Origin of the sequence: Arthrobacter sp. CAL618 (assembly GCF_000468215.1) — a bacterium.
Classification (GTDB): Bacteria; Actinomycetota; Actinomycetes; order Actinomycetales; family Micrococcaceae; genus Arthrobacter_D.
In genome coordinates this window covers 1-18754 of record NZ_ASZW01000089.1, presented here as the reverse complement: position 1 = coordinate 18754, position 18754 = coordinate 1, and the positions used below count along the sequence as shown (strand labels likewise).

The window sequence follows — 18754 nt, the reverse complement described above, 5'->3', positions numbered from 1 at the left end:
TGCTGCGGGGTGGAGGCCATCGGATGGTCGCGAGCTAGACCAGGCGGGTCAACCAGCCGTGGGTGTCAGGCGAAGTACCCGTCTGGATGCCCAGCAGCTGTTCCCTGATGGACATGGTGACCGCACCGGCCTTGGAATCAGGGGCACCGATCACTTCCGAACCGTCCTTCAGCTGACCGATCGGGGTGATAACCGCGGCGGTACCGCAGGCAAACACTTCAGTGATGTCTCCGGACGCCACCCCATCACGCCATTCATCGAGCGTGATCTTCCGCTCGGTGACCGTGAGTCCGCGGTCCTTGCCCAGCTGGATCACCGATGAGCGGGTGACACCTTCGAGGATGGTCCCGGATAGCGCAGGCGTGACCAGTGAGCCGTCCTTGAACACGAAGAAGACGTTCATTCCGCCGAGTTCCTCGACGGCGTTGTCATTGAACTGGTCCAGGAACAGGACCTGCTTGCAGCCCTGGGCCTCGGCCTCCAGCTGCGCTGCGAGGGACGCGGCATAGTTGCCACCGCACTTCGCGTTGCCGGTGCCGCCACGCCCTGCGCGCGCGTAGTTGCGTGAGACCCAGATGTCGACCGGCGCCAGTTCCCCACCGAAGTAGTTTCCGGCCGGTGAGGCAATGACGCGGAAAGATACTTCCCGTGCCGGCCGTACCCCTAGGAATGCCTCGGTGGCGATCATGAAGGGCCGCAGGTACAGGCTCTCCCCTTCGCGGGTGGGGATCCAGTTCTGGTCCGCCGCCACCAGCTGGCGGAGGGATTCGAGGAAGATGTTCTCGGGCAGCTGTGGCAGGGCCAGCCGTGCTGCAGAGCGGTTCAGCCGCGCAGCGTTCTGGTCCGCCCGGAACGTCCAGACCGATCCGTCCTCGTGACGGTAGGCCTTCATGCCCTCGAAGATCTCCTGACCGTAGTGCAGCACTGCTGCCGCCGGGTCCAGTGCGATAGGCCCGTAGGCTTCCAGACGCGCGTTGCCCCAGCCGCCGGCACCGGTGGTGTCCGCCTTGAAATCGACCACAACCGTGTGATCGGTGAAGTGGTTTCCAAACCCGGGGTCCGCGAGAATCTCGGCCCGTTCCTGATCGGATTTGGGGTTGGCAGAGGGGTGCTGGCTAAATTCCAGGTCGGTGGCTGTCATGGTTAACCAGCTTAGGACACCAGAGCGGCGATCGCATCGCCGATTTCGGCCGTAGTACGGGGCGCACCGGTACGGGAGGCGACGTCGTCGTCCACTGCGCGCTCAACCCGCGCGGCGGCGTCGTCGAACCCGAGGTGGCGGAGCATCAAAGCGACGGACAGGATGGCCGCTGTGGGATCGGCCTTCTGCTGCCCGGCGATGTCCGGCGCCGACCCATGAACCGGTTCGAACATGGACGGGGCGGTGCGGTCCATGTTGATGTTGCCCGAGGCTGCCAGCCCGATTCCGCCGGTAATCGCCGCGGCGAGGTCGGTGATGATGTCGCCGAAGAGGTTGTCGGTGACGATGACGTCGAACCGCGCCGGGTCGGTGACCAGGAAGATCATGGCGGCGTCAACGTGCAGGTAATCGTGGGTGACGTCGGGGAATTCGGCGGCGACCGCTTCGACCGTCCGGCGCCACAGGTGGCCTGAGTAGACAAGAACATTGTGCTTGTGGACGAGCGTCAGGTGGCGGCGGGGACGGTCATTGGCCCGGCGGAACGCGTCCCGGACTACCCGCTCCACGCCGTGGGCGGTATTGAGGGAGACTTCGGTGGCAATTTCGTGGGGGGTGCCACCGCGGAGAATGCCGCCGTTACCGGCGTAGGGCCCCTCGGTTCCTTCACGGACCACAATGAAGTCGATGTCGCCGGGTGCGGCGAGGGGGCTCGCGATGCCCGGGTAGAGCCGTGAGGGGCGCAGGTTCACGAAGTGGTCGAGGGAGAACCGGAGCTTCAGCAGCATCTCGCGTTCGATGATGCCCGAGGGGATGCGGGTGTCGCCCGGGGCAGCACCGACCGCACCGAAGAGGATCGCGTCGTGTTCGCGAAGCTTTGCGAGGGTCTCATCGGGCAGGGTCTCACCTGATGCGAGCCAGTGTTCGGCACCGAGCTGGTATTCGGTCAGGGCGAAAGTGGTGTCGAGGTTCGCGGTGACACTGTGGAGTACCTTGACGGCTTCTGCGATGACCTCAGGGCCGATTCCGTCGCCCGGGATGACTGCCAGCTGGACTGTTGAAGATGGTTCGCTCATAGGAACAGATTATTCAGGGTTCATATGATGGACAACTCGTCTCACTTAGTGAGATGCGCTGACAGCTCGCCGCCGGGTGGTCTCCACCCAGGGACTGATGTCTAGGGGATTAGCACCGCCTAGAGTTGACTCCCATGGACTTCCACCACCGTCTCGCTCGTGTGCTGCGCGCCCACCCGGGCCGCGTGGACCTGGCGATTACGGCGGTGCTGCTGGTGATCCTCGTCGGGCCAACCCTGCTCTCCTCCGCCGTACCGCTCGAAATGCTCGCCGCAGCCGGGCTGGTTCTTCCCCTCGTCTGGCGGCGGTCCCGGCCCGTCCACGCTGCGGGACTGATCGCGGCCGTCTCGGTGCTGCAACTCATCTTCTATGTGATGCCAGTTCCGGCTCAGGCGGCGGTGCTGATAGCCCTCTATGCCCTGGCTGCCTACGCTCCCCGCTGGGCGAGTCTGGGCGGACTTGCGGTGGCTTCAGTCGGCTGTTTCGCCGGTCTACTCAGGTACAGCGCCTACTTCGGAATCAGCCCCTTCGAGATGCGGGACGCGTCACTTCCCCTGTTCGTCGTGATCGCCGTCCTGGTCCAGTCTCTGGTTCTCCTGTGCTGGGCATTCGGCGATCTGGCACGCAACCGCCGACTCACCCTGCAGGCCCTGGAAGACCGCACCCGACGCCTTGAGGTGGAGCGCCAGCAGGAACGGGATCTGGCTGCCGCCGACGAACGCAGTCACATTGCCCGTGAGATGCACGACATCGTGGCCCACTCCCTCTCGGTCATCATCACCCAGGCCGACGGCGCCAGATACGCGAGCGTGCAGGACCCCACGGTGGCGCCAGCGACACTCGGCACCATCGCCGACACCGGCAGGGCCTCTCTTCGGGAGATGCGCCGCCTGCTGGGCGTCCTGCGTGGCGATGAGGAAACATCGACGCGGCCGCTCCCGACCCTCGCAGATGTCCGGGCCCTGATCGAAACGGTCCAGCATGCCGGGCTGACCACCGCCTATTCGGTGGACGGCACCAGCCGACGTGAGCTCCCCGCCGGGGCCGAGCTGACCGCCTACCGCGTGGTCCAGGAGTCCCTCACCAACGTGCTGAAACATGCGGGTCCCGACGCCCGCGCCGTCGTCGCCCTGGCCTGGACCCCGCGGGGCCTGAACCTCACCATTGACGACGACGGTCGCGGAGCCAGCGCCGATCCCACCTCTGCGGGCGCAGGGCAGGGCATCAAGGGCATGCAGGAACGGCTCGGACTCTACGACGGGGAGCTGACCGCCGTCGCCCCTGCTGGCGGCGGATACCGCATCGCCGCATTCATCCCCTACACGGAAGCATGACAGTGACAAACTACCCAGTGACGGATAACCCAGTGACGGATTGCCAGCTGACGGATGACCAGCTGACCGGCGAACCGGTCATCCGGGTGGCTCTCGTGGATGACCAGCGGCTGGTCCGCAGCGGCTTCACCATGCTGATCAATTCCCAGCCCGACCTGCGCGTGGTGTGCGAGGCGGGAAACGGGACCGAAGCGGTGGCCGCGTTGAACGCCACCAGTGCCGACGTGGTGCTGATGGACGTCCGGATGCCCGGAATGGACGGCATCGAGGCAACCCGCCGCATCCTGGAGCAGGCGTCGCGCCTGACCGGGGCGGCGGAACGGACCGGTCCGAAGATTGTGGTTCTGACCACCTTTGATCTCGACGAGTACGCACTGGCCGCGATCCAGGCGGGTGCGAGCGGCTTCCTGCTCAAGGATGCGCCGCCGGAGGAACTGCTTGAGGCGATCCGCACCGTGTATCGCGGTGACGCGGTGATTGCTCCCTCCACCACCCGGCGGCTGCTGGATCATGTGGCTCCGATGCTGCGCCGGTCCTCCCCCGCTGCGGGCGCCAACGCCGAGTCGGTCAAGTCCCTGACGGCGCGTGAGCGGGAGGTCTTCGGACTGATCGCGCGAGGCCTGTCCAACCCCGAGATTGCCGGCAGCCTCTACCTGTCCGAAGCGACAGTGAAAACCCATGTGGGCCATATTCTGGCGAAGCTGCAGGCCCGGGACCGGGTGCAGGCTGTGCTGATCGCCTATGAAACCGGCGTGGTGCACCCCTAGCCCTGAACCTCCTCGTCCCGGAGCACTGGGATGACTCATCCCGCGGGATGAGGAAGGCAGCAGCGGAGACCGGACCGTAGGCTGATCCGCCACGAAGACTGCCGCCCTAGCGTTGAAGCATGAGAATTTCCGCCAACACCGCCGACCACCCTTCGACGTCGTCCGCTGCCTCCCAGCCGGCCGCGTCAGCCGACTCGCTTTCCAAAACCTATGGGCGTGCCGACACCCGCGTGCACGCCCTGAAGGAGGTCAGCGTGACCTTCGAACGCGCCCGGTTCACGGCGATCATGGGCCCCTCGGGGTCCGGCAAGTCCACCCTGATGCATTGCCTGGCAGGGTTGGACACCGCTGACTCCGGCCGCGTCCGGATTGGGGACACCGAACTCACCGGGCTGTCCGACAATGAGCTGACCCGGCTGCGGCGGGACCGGATCGGTTTCGTGTTCCAGGCCTACAACCTGATCCCCACGCTGACCGCCGAACAAAACATCACCCTGCCGGTGGCGCTTGCTGGTGGCACGGTGGACAGTCAGTGGCTGACCGAGGTCTGTGCCACCCTGGGCTTGGCCGACCGGCTCAGGCACCGGCCGCATGAGCTGTCCGGTGGCCAGCAGCAGCGGGTGGCGGTGGCCCGCGCCCTTCTGACCCGCCCCGACGTGTTGTTCGGCGATGAGCCCACCGGCAACCTCGATTCCCGCTCCGGCGCCGAGGTGCTCTCCCTGCTGCGCCGCAGTACGCGGGAAATGGGGCAGAGCATCATCATGGTGACCCACGACCCCGTGGCCGCTTCCTATGCCGACAGCGTCCTGCTGATGAACGACGGCGAATTGGTGGGTCAGCTGGACCGCAGCACACCCGACGTCATCTCGCAGGCTCTCGCCGGACTGGGGGCCTAGGCGATGCTGCAGGTTGCACTTGCCCAACTCCGGATTCACGCCAGGCGGTTTGTTGCGGTGGGGCTGGCCGTGATGCTCGGCGTCGGCTTCCTGGCCGCGACCTTGATGGTCTCTGGCACTACGCAGGCCACCCTTCAACAAAGCATCGGGGCCACCTACGCGAAGGCTGACCTGGTGGTCACCGTCGGCGACGGCGGTAAGTCGGCGCTGGAAACCGAGCAACTGCTGTCCGGTATTGACGGGGTGTCGGCCGTCCACGCCGCGCAACGGACCCTCTCGGCGCTGCAGCTTCCTTCGGGGCCGGCGGACGTATTCGTCCTGAGCACCGCCCCGACTGAACTTCAAACCTCAACCATGGTCAAGGGGGCCCTCCCCGCCGACGGTTCGGGAATCAGTATCGACAAGACGTCGGCCGCCGAGCTGGGGATGACGGTGGGCGACACCTACGCTCTGGAGCAGTCCTACTATTCGCCCGTCGGCGGCTACGCACCCCCTCCCATGACCGTCACGGTGACGCTCACGGGGATCACTGAGGATTCGGCCGACCCTTATCTCTCCGGTCTGCCGCAGGTCTACGCGGCGCCGGACCTGGTGCAGACCCTGAGCGTCCTGTCCCCCGGCGAGCAACCGCCCCAGGCCACCACTGCCCAGCTGGCCCTCCTCGGAACTGCCGATCCCTCAGCCGTCAGTGCCGATGCCACAGCTGCGCTCGCAGCAGCAGGAGTCTCGGCCGAGGTTCGCACCAGCGCCGAACAGGTGACTGCAGATGTGGCGGCTCTTTCGGGAGGGACTGACCAATTGACGGTGATCCTGCTGGCCTTCGCCGTCGTCGCCGTCCTGGTGACCGTGCTGGTCATCTCCAACACGTTCTCCGTACTGGTGGCACAGCGAACCCGTGACCTTGCGCTGCTGCGCTGCATTGGCGCCTCGAGGCGTCAGATCCGCCACTCGGTCCTGCTCGAAGCCGCTATGGTGGGGCTCGTGTCCTCGGTGCTCGGGGTGCTCCTCGCCGCAGGAGTGATGTTTACCCTCGTCTCTGTTGCAGCCGCGCAGGAGGGTACCGAGTTCGCCACCCTGGCCATCCCGGTCTCGGCCATCCTGGTGAGCCTCATCGTCGGCCTCGCGATGACCCTGGCCGCCGCTTTTGTCCCGGCCCGGGCCGCGACCGCAGTCGCCCCCCTCGAGGCGCTACGTCCCGCCGAGGACGCCACGACCGGGACCCGCAAGGGCAGGATACGGCTGGCCATTGGATTGCTGCTCGTGCTGCTCGGCGCCGGACTGCTCGGGGTGGGCGCCGTCTCATCGGCACTGCTGATCGCGTTACCCGGCGGTGTGTTCTCCTTTGTGGGCGTGCTGCTGTGCGCCTCCCTGTTCCTGCCTGCCCTCGTGACAGCCGTCGGCCGGCTCGCGGCACCGCTGGGAGTGCCGGGTAGGCTCGCGGCGCTCAATGCGGTTCGCAACCCGGCCCGGACCACTGCCACCGCCAGCGCACTGCTGGTGGGCGTCACCCTGGTGACCATGATGATGGCCGGCGCCCACACCTCGCGGGCCGCGTTTGAAGCCGAGCTCGGCGCCAATTACCCGGTGGACCTCGCGGTCCAGGAGGTTGGAAACGCTGCCGCTGCTGACGCTGCCGTGACAACAGTTCAGCAGCTGGCGGGCGTGGAAGCGGCGATGGCCCTGTCGGTCGCTGCTGTCTCCGACGAGGCAGCCGGCACCCTGCCCGTCTACGCCATCTCCCCCGACGAGGCGGAGTCCGTGCTTCGCAATGCTGGACTTGAACTGGTGGACGACGTGGTGTTCATGCCGCAGGACTCCGGGCTCACCGAGGTGACGCTCGAGGGTGCGACAGGATCCGTCACTCTCCCGGTCCGGGAAGCCCAGACCCGGATTTTCGTTCCTGCCATCACTGAGGCCACGGCGGCGGCGCTCGGGGCGGTTCCCCTGCCGGGCGTTGCGGCATTGGGCGATGAGACGAGCGTTCTGTGGCTGAAACTCGATGACTCACTTGATGCTGCCGGAGTGACTGGGCTGCGGTCCGAGATTGTCGAGGCGCTGAGGGTTTCCGAATATCAGGTCAATGGCGCTGCTATTGAACGGGTCTCCTTCAACGAGATCATCGACGTCATCCTGCTGGTGGTCACGGCGCTGCTGGCCGTCGCAGTGTTGATTGCGCTGATCGGCGTCGCGAACACACTGTCGCTGTCGGTGCTCGAACGCACCAGGGAATCAGCCCTGTTGCGCGCGCTGGGCCTGACCCGTGGTCAGCTGCGCGGGATGCTCGCCGTCGAGGCGGTCCTCATTGCCGGCGTCGCTGCTGCCTTCGGGTGCCTGCTCGGGGTGGTGTATGGGTGGCTGGGCGTGCAGTCGGCGCTTGGTGCAATCACCCCGGTCACGCCGTCGATCCCCTGGGCACAGCTGGTGGGGGTGGTCGCCGTCGCCGTCGTCGCCGCACTGTTGGCGTCGGTACTGCCGGCCCGCCGGGCGGCTCGGCTGTCACCGGTCGAGGGACTCGCGACGGCGTGACCCTGACGGCGTAAATCCCGGGTGTGCCGAGCCGGGCCAAGCCGGGCGGAACCTGCGAAGATGGGGGTCATCATTCTTTGCAGGTTCCGTTCGAAAGGTTTACCCATGGATCACTCCCCGGCTCCCCGCAGCAACTCGAATCCGACCGATTCCAGCAGGCTGTCGGCCTACCTGGATGACCACCTGGTGGCATCTGCTTCCGGAGTGAAACTGTTTTCGACGGCCCAGGAATCCTGGCGCGGCACCAAGCATGAGCAGACCTTCGCCTCGCTGACCAAGGAGATCTCGGGCGAACGGGACGAACTCGCGCAGATCATCAGCTCCCTCGGCTACACGCCGAGCAAGGTCAAGATGGTCATCGCACAGGTTGGCGCGCAGCTGAGCAAAATCAATCCCCTGAACCTCCGCCGCTCGGACAAGGGCAGCGGCGCACAGCTGGAACTTGAGGCGCTGCAGAGCATCGTCCGCGGCAAGGAATGCATGTGGGAAACCCTGGGCGCCCTCACCGAGGCTGGCTCGACCGAGCTGGACGCCGAACAGCTACGCCACCTGGCCGATCGGGCCCGCAAACAGCAGGAACAACTCGCGCACGTGATGCGGGAGACGGCGCCCGAGCGTTTTCTCTCCGGCGACCACTAGCCGCCTGCCAAACAAACCCGCCGAGACGCGAGAGCTGGCGGCCCGCTAAACCCGCCCCAAAGCTCGTGCGAGTCGTCAGCTCTCGCTGTTCGACGAGGTTAGCCCTCGGCCGGCTCCTCGTACTTCGGGAAGATCGGCGCGGGTGCCGGCAACGCCGTGCCGGCCACCAGCGGCGTGGCGATTGCGTTGAACTGGCGGGCGACGTCGTCGGGCCCGGTGCCCTGGCCCAGCGCCGAGAGGAGCCGTCCGGCGCCGTCGGGCATGACCGGCTGGGCGAGGATCGAGACGATCCGGAGCACCTCCAGCGTCACGTACAGCACCGTGTTCATGCGCTCGGGGTCGGTCTTCCGGAGCACCCAGGGCTGCTGGTCGGCGAAGTACGCGTTCGTGTCGCCCAGCACTCCCCAGCTCAGTTCCAGCGCGCGGGAGAATTCCTGCCGGTCGAACGCGGTACGGGACGACTCCAGGAGCGCGTTGGCCTGCGCCAGGATCGCCTCGTCGGCTGGCGCGAACGACGACGGCGAGGGCACCTGCGCGTCGCAGTTCTTGGCCACCATCGACAATGAACGCTGGGCAAGGTTGCCCAGGTTGTTGGCGAGGTCGGAGTTCATCCGGCCCACGATCGCCTCATGGCTGTAGGACCCGTCAGCACCGAAGGGCACCTCACGCAGCAGGAAGAAGCGGACCTGGTCAAGGCCGTACTGCTCCACCCAGTCCTTCGGCGCGACCGTGTTGCCCAGCGACTTGGACATCTTCACGCCCTTGTTGAACAGGAATCCGTGGATCATGATCCGTTTCGGCAGCTCGAGCCCTGCGGACATCAGGAACGCAGGCCAGTAGATGGCGTGGAAACGTGAAATGTCCTTGCCGATAACGTGAACGTCGGCTGGCCAGTACTTTTTGAAGCGTTCCGACTCGGTATCGGGGAACCCGACGCCGGTGAGGTAGTTGGTGAGCGCGTCCACCCAGACGTACATCACGTGGTCTTTGTTTCCGGGAACCGGCACTCCCCAGTCGAAGGTGGTGCGGCTGATGGACAGGTCCTCCAGGCCGCGCTTCACGAAGCTGATGACCTCATTGAAGCGCGACTGGGGCGCACCGAACTCGGGCTGGTCGGAGTACAGGGCAAGGAGCTTGTCCTGGTAGGCGGAAAGGCGGAAGAAATAGCTTTCCTCTTCCGTCCAGGTCACCTCGGTGTCGGTTTCGGTGGCGTAGCGGACGCCGTCGTCGCGCACCTCGGTGTCGTCCTCGCTGTGGAACGCCTCGTCCCGCACCGAATACCAGCCAGCGTACTTGTCCAGGTAGATGTCGCCGCGGGCTTCCATCAGCTTCCAGATGGCGGAGGCAGCGGCGTAGTGGTCGGCGTCAGTGGTGCGGATGAAACGGTCATAGGAGCTGCCGACGTCGTCGTTCATGGCCTGGAACGCCTGGGCGTTGCGGGTGGCCAGGTCCCGGACGGGGATGCCTTCGCGGTCGGCGGTCTGCTGCATCTTCAGGCCGTGCTCGTCGGTGCCGGTCAGGAACATCACGTCGTAGCCGTCGAGGCGCTTGAACCGGGCCAGTGCATCGGTGGCGATCGCCTCATAGGCGTGGCCGATGTGCGGGATCCCGTTGGGGTAGGAGATCGCGGTGGTGAGGTAATACGGGGGCAGCTGCTCTGTGGATGTCACCTAAAGAAATTACCCTGTTTTCCTGTCCCTTGTCGCTTCGTGACCGGGCAGCCCGCTGGTAACGTCCCTGGCATGGTCCCTGATCTGGCGCACGACGACGACGGTTCCGCCCCCGGGCCGGCGTCTGAAGCAACACAGTTGGTCGCTGCCGTACGCGACCGGCTGCGAACCGTTGCCGACCCCGCGAAGGCGCCCCGGATGCAGGCGTACATGAAATCCGCGATGCCCTATCTCGGGGTGTCGTCCCAGCCGCTCAAAGTGATCTGCCGGGAAGTCTTCACTGCGTACCCGCTTCCGGACCGGGCCCAGTGGGAGTGGGCGGTCCGCCAACTGTGGGACGGGGCAACTTTTCGGGAGGAACGGTACGCCGCCGTCGCGCTTCTGACCCACCGCCGCTACAGCGGCTATCAGGATGAGCAGACCCTCACGCTGTACCGCCAACTGGTGGAGACCGGCGCCTGGTGGGACTTCATCGACGTGATTGCTAGTCGCGGTGTGGGACCTATCCTGCGGGCCGCGCCGGAAACCGTGACGCCGCTGATGCGGTCCTGGGCCCGCGACAGCCACCTCTGGGTACGCCGGACGGCGATCCTGTGCCAGCTCCCCAGCAAGGGGGAAACCAACGCTGAGCTGCTGGCCGACGTCGTCGGGGTGAACCTTGAGGACAGTCTTTACGGCAAGGAATTCTTTATCCGCAAAGCGATCGGGTGGGCGCTGAGGGAATATGCGAAGACGGACCCCGGCTGGGTGCTGGCCTTCGTTCAGGACAACGAAAAGGGCCTCTCGCCGCTGTCGCGGAGAGAGGCCCTGAAGCATTTGGGTGGCTAGCTCTGCAGATCCACTTCGCGTGCCACCGTCGCGCCGATCGCTTCCTTGAGTGCGTCAAGCACGTCCTGCGGAACCGCGCTGTCGACGGTCAACAGGGAGAGGGCCTGGCCGCCCTCAGTGTTGCGGGCCACCTGCATGCCGGCAATGTTGATTTCCTTCTCCCCCAGCAGGCGACCGAGGGTACCAATCACGCCGGGACGGTCCTGGTACAGCAGGACCAGCAGGTGCTCGCTGATCGGGATTTCCAGGTCGTAGCCGTTGACGCCCACCAGCTTCTCGATCTGCTTGGGGCCGGTCAGGGTGCCCGCTACCGAGATCTGCGATCCGTCCGACAGCGCGCCCCTGATGGTGAGCACGTTGCGGTACTCCTCCGATTCGGGGGTGGTGACCAGCCGGGTGTTGATGCCCCGCTGTTCGGCGAGGATCGGAGCGTTCACGTAGGAAACCTGCTCGGAGACGATATCGGTGAAGACCCCCTTGAGGGCTGCGAGCTCCAGCGCCTTCACATCCAGGGAGGCGATCTCGCCGGCGACCTCGACCTCGATCTGGGTGAGCGAATCGTGGGTCAGCGCGGTGAAGATCCGGCCCAGCTTCTCGATCAGCGGGATTCCCGGGCGCACCTCAGGTGCGATGACGCCGCCGGCCACGTTCACGGCGTCGGGCACCAGTTCACCAGCCAGGGCGAGGCGGACCGACTTGGCAACCGATACGCCGGCCTTTTCCTGCGCCTCATCGGTGGACGCCCCAAGGTGCGGGGTGACCACCACGTTGTCGAGGGTAAAGAACGGCAGGTCGGTGCTGGGCTCGGTGACGAAAACGTCGACGCCGGCGCCGGCAATCTCGTTGGACTGCAACGCGGTGAACAGCGCTGCCTCGTCCACGAGGCCTCCGCGGGCCACGTTGACGACGTAAGCCGAGGTTTTCATCTTCTTGAAAGCGGCCTCGCCAAGCATGCCCAGCGTCTCGGGGGTTTTCGGCATGTGGATGGTGATGAAGTCTGACTGTTCAAGGAGCTCGTCCAGGGTGACGAGCTGGACGCCGAGCTGGGCGGCGCGGGCCGAGGTGATGTACGGATCGTAGGCGAGGATTTCGGTATCGAAACCCTGCAGGCGGGCCGCGACGAGGGCGCCGATGCGCCCGAGACCGATGATGCCGACCTTCTTCTCGTACAGTTCGATGCCCGAGTACTTGGAACGCTTCCACTCGCCGCCCTTGAGCGCTGCGCTGGCCTGCGGGATGTGGCGGGCGAGGCTGAGGATGTGGCCGACGGTCAGCTCGGCGGCGGAGATGATGTTGGAGGTGGGCGCGTTGACCACCATAACGCCCGCCTGCGTGGCGGCTTTGATGTCGACGTTGTCCAGGCCGACGCCGGCGCGGGCAATGACCTTCAGGTTCGGCGCTGCGGCGATGGCTTCGGCATCCACCTGGGTGGCGGAGCGGACGAGGATGGCGTCGACGTCGACAATTGCGGCGAGCAGCTGGGCCCGATCCGAACCGTCGGTCTGCCGGATCTCAAAGTCGGGGCCCAAGGCCTCAACAGTGGCTGGGGACAGCTCTTCGGCAAGGAGAACTACGGGTTTGCTGGTCACGGGGGTGATCCTTCGCTGCTGTGCTGTGTGAGTTAGACAATTCGGGGGGATGTGGCAAGTCTAAATGGGCGGTGCGCCCGGGCCCGCTTTGTTACTCAGCGGACCGGACGACGCCACAGCGCAGCACTCGGCCAGGACTCCGAAGGGCCCTGGCCGAGTGCTGTTGCTGTGTCGAGGAAACGACCGTATCTAGCGGGCTACTGAGCCCTCGTTGTAGTCGTCGTTCGTCTTGATCCAGGAGAAGAGCTTCCGCAGTTCGCGGCCGGTGGACTCGATCGGGTGGTCCTCACCCTTCTTGCGCAGCTCGGCAAATTCCTTGCCGCCGTTGTCCTGGTCGTCGATGAAGCGCTTGGCGAAGGCACCGTTCTGGATGTCGGCGAGGACAGCCTTCATGTTTTCCTTCACCGAGGGGTCGATGACGCGGGGGCCGGAGACGTAGTCGCCGTACTCGGCCGTGTCGGAAACGCTCCAGCGCTGCTTGGCGATGCCGCCTTCAACCATCAGGTCGACGATCAGTTTCAGCTCGTGCAGGACCTCGAAGTAGGCGACCTCCGGCTTGTAGCCGGCCTCGGTCAGGGTTTCGAAACCGTACTGGATGAGCTGTGATGCGCCACCGCAGAGGACTGCCTGCTCGCCGAAGAGATCGGTTTCGGTTTCCTCGGTGAAGGTGGTCTCGATGACTCCGGCGCGGGTGCCGCCGATGGCCTTGGCGTAGGACAGCGCCAGTTCGCGGGCCTTGCCGGACGGGTTCTGCTCGACGGCGATCAGATCGGGGACACCTCGGCCGGCTTCAAACTCGCGGCGCACGATGTGGCCGGGGCCCTTGGGCGCGACCAGAGCGACGTCGACGTCGGCGGGCGCCTTGATGTAGCCGTAGCGGACGTTGAAACCGTGGCCGAAGAACAGGGCGTCGCCGGCCTGCAGGTTGGGGGCAATGTCCTCCGCGTACACGTGGCGCTGCACCTGGTCCGGGGTGAGAACCATGATGAGGTCGGCCTCGGCGGTGGCGTCAGCGACGCTCAGCACGCGAAGACCCTCGGCTTCCGCCTTGGCGCGGGACTTCGAGCCTTCTTTGAGGCCAACACGGACGTCGACGCCGGAGTCGCGGAGGCTCAGCGCGTGCGCGTGCCCCTGGCTGCCATAGCCAATAACAGCCACGGTGCGGCCCTGGATGATTGAAAGGTCTGCATCGTCGTCGTAGAACAACTCAGTCACTTGGTTTTCTCCTGTGTGTTTTCTTGCTGGAGTCCAGCTTGTGGTCTTTTGGGTGGAACTGCCGCTAGGTGTCAGGCGCTGCGTAGGGCGCGGTCGCTCATGGACTTTGCCCCGCGGCCAACGGCCAGGGTTCCTGACTGAACAATTTCGCGGATCCCGAACGGCTCCAGCACTGACAGGAGTGCTGTGAGCTTTTCGGCGGTGCCGGTGGCTTCGATGATCAGGGCGTCGGTTGAAACGTCGACCACCGATGCGCGGAACAGGTCGGCTGCCTGGGTTACCTGCAGCCGTGTTGCGGCATCTGCCCGTACCTTGACCAGGATGTGGTCGCGCTGCACGGAGGAATCGGGAACCAGCTCAACAATCTTGATCACGTTGATGAGCTTGTTCAGCTGTTTGGTGACCTGCTCCAGCAGGTCACCCTCGGCCTCGACCACTACCGTGATCCGGGACATACCCTGGATCTCGGTGGGGCCAACTGCCAAAGAATTGATGTTGAACGCGCGGCGCGCAAAGAGACTTGCGACGCGGGTCAGGACGCCGGGAACGTCCTCCACCAGAACGGAAAGCGTGTGACGAGCCATGTTAGTCCTCCTGCTCCCAGTCTGGGGTCATATTGCGGGCAATCTGGATGAGGTCGTTGCTGACCCCCGAGGGGACCATCGGCCACACCATTGAGTCGCGGCTGACAACGAAGTCGATGACCACCGGACGGTCGTTGATCTCCAACGCCTGCGCGATGGTGGCATCGATGTCTTCGTCCCGTTCGCAGCGGAGGCCCGCACACCCATAGGCGTCGGCCAGCTTCACAAAGTCGGGTACCCGGGCGGTGTCATGACCCGTGTTCAGGTCAGTGTTCGAATACCGGCCCTCATAGAAGAGAGTCTGCCATTGGCGGACCATCCCGAGGGACGAATTGTTGATGACTGCCACCTTGATGGGGATGTTGTTGATCACACAGGTGGCCAGCTCCTGGTTGGTCATCTGGAAGCAGCCGTCGCCGTCGATCGCCCAGACCACCCGGTCCGGATTACCCACCTTGGCACCCATTGCTGCGGGCACCGCGTATCCCATGGTGCCGAGGCCACCGGAGTTCAGCCAGGCGTGCGGACGCTCGTATTTGATGAACTGTGCAGCCCACATCTGGTGCTGGCCCACGCCTGCGGCGTAAACCCCTTCGGGTCCGGTCATCTCGCCGATCCGCTTGATCACGTGCTGCGGTGCCGACAGGCCGTCGTCGGGCTGGGTGTAGCCCATGGGATAGGTCTCGCGGAGCCGGTTGATCATGGTCCACCAGGCGTCGATGTTCGGCGCACCGGTGGCGGCGAACTGCTCGCGCAGGGCATTGGTGAGCTCGGGCATGATCTCCTTGACCGAGCCGACAATCGGAACGTCGGCGGTGCGGTTCTTGGAGATTTCGGCGGGGTCAATGTCCGCGTGGATCACCTTGGCACCGGGTGCGAAGGTGGACAAGACACCGGTGACCCGGTCGTCGAACCGGGCGCCCAGTGTGATGAGCAGGTCCGATTGCTGCAGCGCGGTCACGGCTGACACTGAGCCGTGCATGCCGGGCATGCCGACGTGCTGCTGGTGCGAATCGGGAAACACGCCGCGCGCCATCAGCGTAGTGACTACGGGTGCGCCAACAAGCTCAGCCAGTTCCAACAGTTCAGCGGCACCGTGGGCTTTGATGACACCGCCACCCACGTAGAACACCGGGCGCTGGGATTCGCTGATCAGCCGGGCTGCCTCGCGAACCTGCTTCGAGTGACCGCGAACCACTGTCCGGTAGCCGGGCAGGTCGATCTTGGGCGGCCAGGAAAACGTCGTCGTCGCCTGCTGCGCATCCTTGGAAATGTCAACGAGCACCGGGCCGGGGCGGCCGGTGGATGCGATGTGAAAGGCCTCGGCAATGATCCGAGGGATGTCGGCAGCCTTGGTGACCAGGTAGGAGTGCTTGGTGATGGGCATGGTGATGCCCACGATGTCGGCTTCCTGGAACGCGTCCGAGCCGATCACTGCGCTGTTGACCTGGCCGGTGATGATGACCATCGGAACGGAGTCCATGTGGGCGTCGGCGATGGCGGTGACCAGGTTGGTGGCGCCGGGGCCGGAGGTGACGATGCAGACACCCGGCCGGCCGGTCACCATGGCATAGCCCTGGGCCGCGTGCCCGGCGCCCTGCTCGTGGCGCACCAGGATGTGCCGGAGTTTTGTGGAGGCGAGCAATGGATCGTAAGTCGGAAGGATGGCTCCGCCGGGAAGGCCGAAGATGTCGTCGACGCCTAGCTCCTCGAGAGAGCGGACGATCGCTTCCGATCCGAGCATCTCTGTGGGCGGAACTACAGTGTTGGGGCCTCGGACGGCAGTGGGCTGGACGGCTTGCACTGAGTCACGGGTGTGGCTGCGCGCCGGGGCCGCCGGAGCGGTTGGTTTGGCCATCAGCGTGGGGCTGGAGGGCGATCCCTTGGACATTGGTGACTTCCTTGATGAATCGATACTGCTCGTGTACTGCGGGTGTCGTGCGCTTTGCGTCGGGTGGGAACAAAAAAACCCCTCAGCCTGGTTGGCTCCGTGAGGGGTTGCGCGTGACGTAGTGTTACCAGTCGGGCTTTAGGCCACGCGCTTGGTAAGAAGGACTACTACGGATTCGAACTGCATATCTGTAGTTTCCACTCACCTTTTGGGGGTGTCAAACGGCGACACCTGGCGTCTCACTATATGGACACGTCGTCCAGTTAGTGGACACTAACTGGGTTGGCTTTTGGGCCGTCCTGTGGTCAGCATCCGATGCCTTGTGGGTTCTCCAAACAGGTCTCCGCCACGCTATGCCGCTCACTGCGCCAAATACTCATCAAATGCGGCTCCGAAGTAACCCTTGCCTGACCCGCAACAGGCAACCACGGACCACCATCCACCGAATAATCCCCAGCGAAGAGCGTATCCAGCCCGACCAGGTAGTCGCCCGTTTCGGAATACCTGTGGCTAGTTAAAGTCTCAACGTCGAAGCCGTCCCCGGGCAGCGCCGACCCAGGATCGGTGGTGACCAGGCTTGAACCGTCACCATATGACCACTCATACGACACTGGCCACGCACGAAGCCGAATCTGAGCGTTCTGGAACTCAAACGTGAACTCCTGTTCCTGCGCCACGGCATAAAGATTGCTGTGCGCATTCCGCAGCCCGAAATGGTCCGGCTGCGAAAACACGCCGGCAGCGATAATCGGTTGGCTCTCAAACTCGGTCAACGTAATGACGATAGGGGCTTCTTCCAGCGTCGCCGCCGTCGGGGCGGTCGGCGGGGCCCCCGGATACAAACAACCACTACGACCCGTCGCGGTCCGCGTTGGCGGACTAACATTGCGATTCACCTCAATCCACTGCACCAACACCCCATCCGCCTGCGCATCACACTGAGCATTCAACTGCACGCAATAAGCAGGGTCCATAAAATCCTGTGCCCCAGCAGTACACACCCGCTCATACGTGTAATCCACCCCGTCATCCACCGGAAGTAGGACTCTTTCAGCTGACATTTCCAGGGCCGCATCCTGACCACCAGACGCAGACTTAGAGACACCGGTGGCCTCGAACGAGTTTTTGTCCACCTGGACCCCGTACTCCGGTTCTTCCTCAGCCCCAACTGCTGGGATTCCCAGAGCGCCCACGGTAAACAACACCGCTGTGAAGCTAGCGCTCACGGCGCGAACAAAAATTCGGCCCATCTAGGTCCCCTCAGGCTTTCCGTAGTCCAGCATCAACCAGCGATCACCCTCGTGGAGGGCGATCGCAACGTCGATCACAGGTTTTGTGGGTAGATCAGTACTCAGCTCGCTTCCATCAGGATTGAAGTAGGTGACCTCACCTTGACGTTTCTGAACGAACGAACTGACTGATCCTGCGGTGTTCAACTCGAACTCGCTCGAGAAGCTCAATACCTCGATCTCCGCGCCCCTAATCCATCTTTCGTCGCCATACACGCGCTGAACTGATTTTTGGATAGCCGTGCAGGTGTCACAGCCGGGATCAGTCACTCCTTCAAGCGGAGCCCAATCGTTGGTGATGTACGCATAGTTGAGGAGTTCAATCCAGTACTCAGTGAAGGCTTCAAGGCCCTCGACCGAATTCTCATCGGCCAGGGGCGGCTTCTCCGGCACCGGGATGTTCGCCGCCGGGCCATCAGACGATGCGGAGCTCGGCTCGGGCGTGGTGGGTGCCGTGATGGTGGGGACTTGGGAGGGGCTCGGCGACGTGTCGGCCGAAGTAGTGACGACCGGAGTTGACGGCCCCGGCGCACCGGGATCGCCCTGACACCCAGCCGTCAAAAGACCAAGGATCATGACCAGCGCGGCGGTCGTACGCCGCGAACCGAAGGTGCTGCGAGGCTGTGGCACTGTGACTCCCGAGAAACGGTGCGAGTCGAACCAATCGAAGACACCAGAATAACCGAATCCAAAGATTTGCAAACCGTTATCCACAACCCAAAATGCCGTCAATCTCAGCCTAGAACCTTCCCCCGGCCCCAGAATCCCGAAGGTGAAAGCCACATCGGACGGTGGCGGATGAACTGGGGCTGGGGGCACTGACGCTCCTGAACCGACGGTGAAGTCCCCTGGCTGTGCGGTCAGGTCTGTCTCAGTAGATCGAGGCACTTGGGCAGCACTGGAGAGAACTGACTTGGCTAGAAGGGCGGAGGTATGTCGGGTTGTGGTGCTGGTGGTGGGTCGGCTGTGGTGAGGTAGGTTTCACCGGCAGGCGAGATCGCGATGATGGTCCCTGGGTCGGGTTGTTGGTAGTGCCAGTAGCCTTCGGTTTTGAACATGTGGTGGCGTTTACACAGGGCCGCCAGATTCCCGTAGCTGGTCTTGCCGCCTTGGGACCAGGGGGTGGTGTGGTCGAGTTCGCAGAACACCGCCAACCGGTTACATCCCGGATGCCGACACGTCCCGTCCCTGATCCGGACCGCATCCTTCAGGTCCTGCGGGACCCGGTACGTGGTCGCATCAGCTCCTAACCTGGCCCCGGTAAAGGGGTGGGTGAGGATCCTGGTGAACGATGGTGCGTGCCCGGCGAGCT

Annotated in this window: 16 protein-coding genes; 6 read left to right on the top strand and 10 right to left on the bottom strand. The window is 64.5% G+C overall.

The genetic code is table 11. The features are described 5' to 3' along the window. Window positions 1-34: 34 nt before the first annotated feature. Together K728_RS0105395 and K728_RS0105390 are read right to left on the bottom strand one after the other, a co-directional pair. Complete coding sequence (locus K728_RS0105395; RefSeq protein WP_024476091.1) at window positions 35-1141, bottom strand: branched-chain amino acid aminotransferase; 1107 nt, start codon at window positions 1139-1141, stop codon at window positions 35-37. An 11-nt stretch (window positions 1142-1152) separates the two neighbouring features. Next, window positions 1153-2214: a 3-isopropylmalate dehydrogenase gene (locus K728_RS0105390; protein WP_024476090.1), complete on the bottom strand. Its 1062-nt coding sequence runs from the start codon at window positions 2212-2214 to the stop codon at window positions 1153-1155. Window positions 2215-2348: 134 nt separating this feature from the next. Between K728_RS0105390 and K728_RS0105385 the strand changes: the two genes are divergently transcribed. The 5 genes from K728_RS0105385 to K728_RS0105365 all read left to right on the top strand — a co-directional run bounded on the left by K728_RS0105385 (window position 2349) and on the right by K728_RS0105365 (window position 8376). Then, on the top strand, window positions 2349-3548 hold the full coding sequence (locus K728_RS0105385; RefSeq protein WP_024476089.1) for a sensor histidine kinase: 1200 nt from the start codon (window positions 2349-2351) through the stop codon (window positions 3546-3548). Continuing rightward, window positions 3545-4315 carry a response regulator gene (locus K728_RS0105380; protein WP_443110928.1) on the top strand — a complete coding sequence of 257 codons (771 nt, stop codon included), beginning with the start codon at window positions 3545-3547 and terminating at the stop codon, window positions 4313-4315. The genes K728_RS0105385 and K728_RS0105380 overlap by 4 nt, the downstream gene beginning before the upstream one ends. A gap of 119 nt (window positions 4316-4434) precedes the next feature. Beyond that, window positions 4435-5211: an ABC transporter ATP-binding protein gene (locus K728_RS0105375; RefSeq protein WP_024476087.1), complete on the top strand. Its 777-nt coding sequence runs from the start codon at window positions 4435-4437 to the stop codon at window positions 5209-5211. Between the two features lie 3 nt (window positions 5212-5214). Further along, the gene (locus tag K728_RS0105370) at window positions 5215-7737 is read left to right on the top strand and encodes an FtsX-like permease family protein (RefSeq protein WP_024476086.1); all 2523 of its coding nucleotides are present in this window, start codon (window positions 5215-5217) and stop codon (window positions 7735-7737) included. Between the two features lie 105 nt (window positions 7738-7842). After that, window positions 7843-8376: a hypothetical protein gene (locus tag K728_RS0105365; RefSeq protein ID WP_024476085.1), complete on the top strand. Its 534-nt coding sequence runs from the start codon at window positions 7843-7845 to the stop codon at window positions 8374-8376. A 98-nt stretch (window positions 8377-8474) separates the two neighbouring features. On the opposite strand, the gene metG is transcribed toward K728_RS0105365, so the two are convergent. Further along, complete coding sequence (gene metG, locus K728_RS0105360; RefSeq protein WP_024476084.1) at window positions 8475-10046, bottom strand: methionine--tRNA ligase; 1572 nt, start codon at window positions 10044-10046, stop codon at window positions 8475-8477. A gap of 72 nt (window positions 10047-10118) precedes the next feature. Between metG and K728_RS0105355 the strand changes: the two genes are divergently transcribed. Continuing rightward, a complete protein-coding gene (locus K728_RS0105355) occupies window positions 10119-10874 on the top strand; it encodes a DNA alkylation repair protein (RefSeq protein ID WP_024476083.1) in 756 nt (251 codons plus the stop codon). On the opposite strand, the gene serA is transcribed toward K728_RS0105355, so the two are convergent. From serA to K728_RS0105320, 7 genes are all read right to left on the bottom strand, one after another. Further along, window positions 10871-12463, bottom strand: coding sequence for a phosphoglycerate dehydrogenase (serA, locus tag K728_RS0105350; protein ID WP_024476082.1), 1593 nt, complete (start codon window positions 12461-12463; stop codon window positions 10871-10873). The genes K728_RS0105355 and serA overlap by 4 nt on opposite strands. A 189-nt stretch (window positions 12464-12652) precedes the next feature. Then, complete coding sequence (gene ilvC / locus K728_RS0105345; protein ID WP_024476081.1) at window positions 12653-13678, bottom strand: ketol-acid reductoisomerase; 1026 nt, start codon at window positions 13676-13678, stop codon at window positions 12653-12655. A gap of 71 nt (window positions 13679-13749) precedes the next feature. Beyond that, entirely contained in the window at window positions 13750-14262 is a 513-nt protein-coding gene (gene ilvN / locus K728_RS0105340) for an acetolactate synthase small subunit (RefSeq protein ID WP_019483047.1), read from the bottom strand. A gap of 1 nt (window position 14263) precedes the next feature. Continuing rightward, entirely contained in the window at window positions 14264-16153 is a 1890-nt protein-coding gene (locus K728_RS0105335) for an acetolactate synthase large subunit (RefSeq protein WP_024476080.1), read from the bottom strand. A gap of 305 nt (window positions 16154-16458) precedes the next feature. After that, window positions 16459-17403 (bottom strand): PKD domain-containing protein, encoded by a 945-nt coding sequence (locus K728_RS20060; protein ID WP_024476079.1) that lies wholly within the window; start codon window positions 17401-17403, stop codon window positions 16459-16461. Then, entirely contained in the window at window positions 17404-18144 is a 741-nt protein-coding gene (locus tag K728_RS0105325; protein WP_024476078.1) for a DUF6318 family protein, read from the bottom strand. A 215-nt stretch (window positions 18145-18359) separates the two neighbouring features. Further along, a partial coding sequence (locus K728_RS0105320; RefSeq protein ID WP_024476077.1) for an HNH endonuclease signature motif containing protein occupies window positions 18360-18754 on the bottom strand: 395 nt, incomplete at its 5' end.

Bases quoted from the DNA above. Each gene is read 5' to 3' on its own strand.
- K728_RS0105380 (WP_443110928.1), top strand. From the start codon at position 3,545: ATGACAGTGACAAACTACCCAGTGACGGATAACCCAGTGACGGATTGC.
- K728_RS0105385 (WP_024476089.1), top strand. From the start codon at position 2,349: ATGGACTTCCACCACCGTCTCGCTCGTGTGCTGCGCGCCCACCCGGGC.
- K728_RS0105395 (WP_024476091.1), bottom strand. From the start codon at position 1,141: ATGACAGCCACCGACCTGGAATTTAGCCAGCACCCCTCTGCCAACCCC.
- K728_RS0105375 (WP_024476087.1), top strand. From the start codon at position 4,435: ATGAGAATTTCCGCCAACACCGCCGACCACCCTTCGACGTCGTCCGCT.
- K728_RS0105355 (WP_024476083.1), top strand. From the start codon at position 10,119: ATGGTCCCTGATCTGGCGCACGACGACGACGGTTCCGCCCCCGGGCCG.
- K728_RS0105365 (WP_024476085.1), top strand. From the start codon at position 7,843: ATGGATCACTCCCCGGCTCCCCGCAGCAACTCGAATCCGACCGATTCC.
- K728_RS0105390 (WP_024476090.1), bottom strand. From the start codon at position 2,214: ATGAGCGAACCATCTTCAACAGTCCAGCTGGCAGTCATCCCGGGCGAC.
- ilvN (WP_019483047.1), bottom strand. From the start codon at position 14,262: ATGGCTCGTCACACGCTTTCCGTTCTGGTGGAGGACGTTCCCGGCGTC.
- K728_RS20060 (WP_024476079.1), bottom strand. From the start codon at position 17,403: ATGGGCCGAATTTTTGTTCGCGCCGTGAGCGCTAGCTTCACAGCGGTG.
- K728_RS0105335 (WP_024476080.1), bottom strand. From the start codon at position 16,153: ATGTCCAAGGGATCGCCCTCCAGCCCCACGCTGATGGCCAAACCAACC.
- K728_RS0105370 (WP_024476086.1), top strand. From the start codon at position 5,215: ATGCTGCAGGTTGCACTTGCCCAACTCCGGATTCACGCCAGGCGGTTT.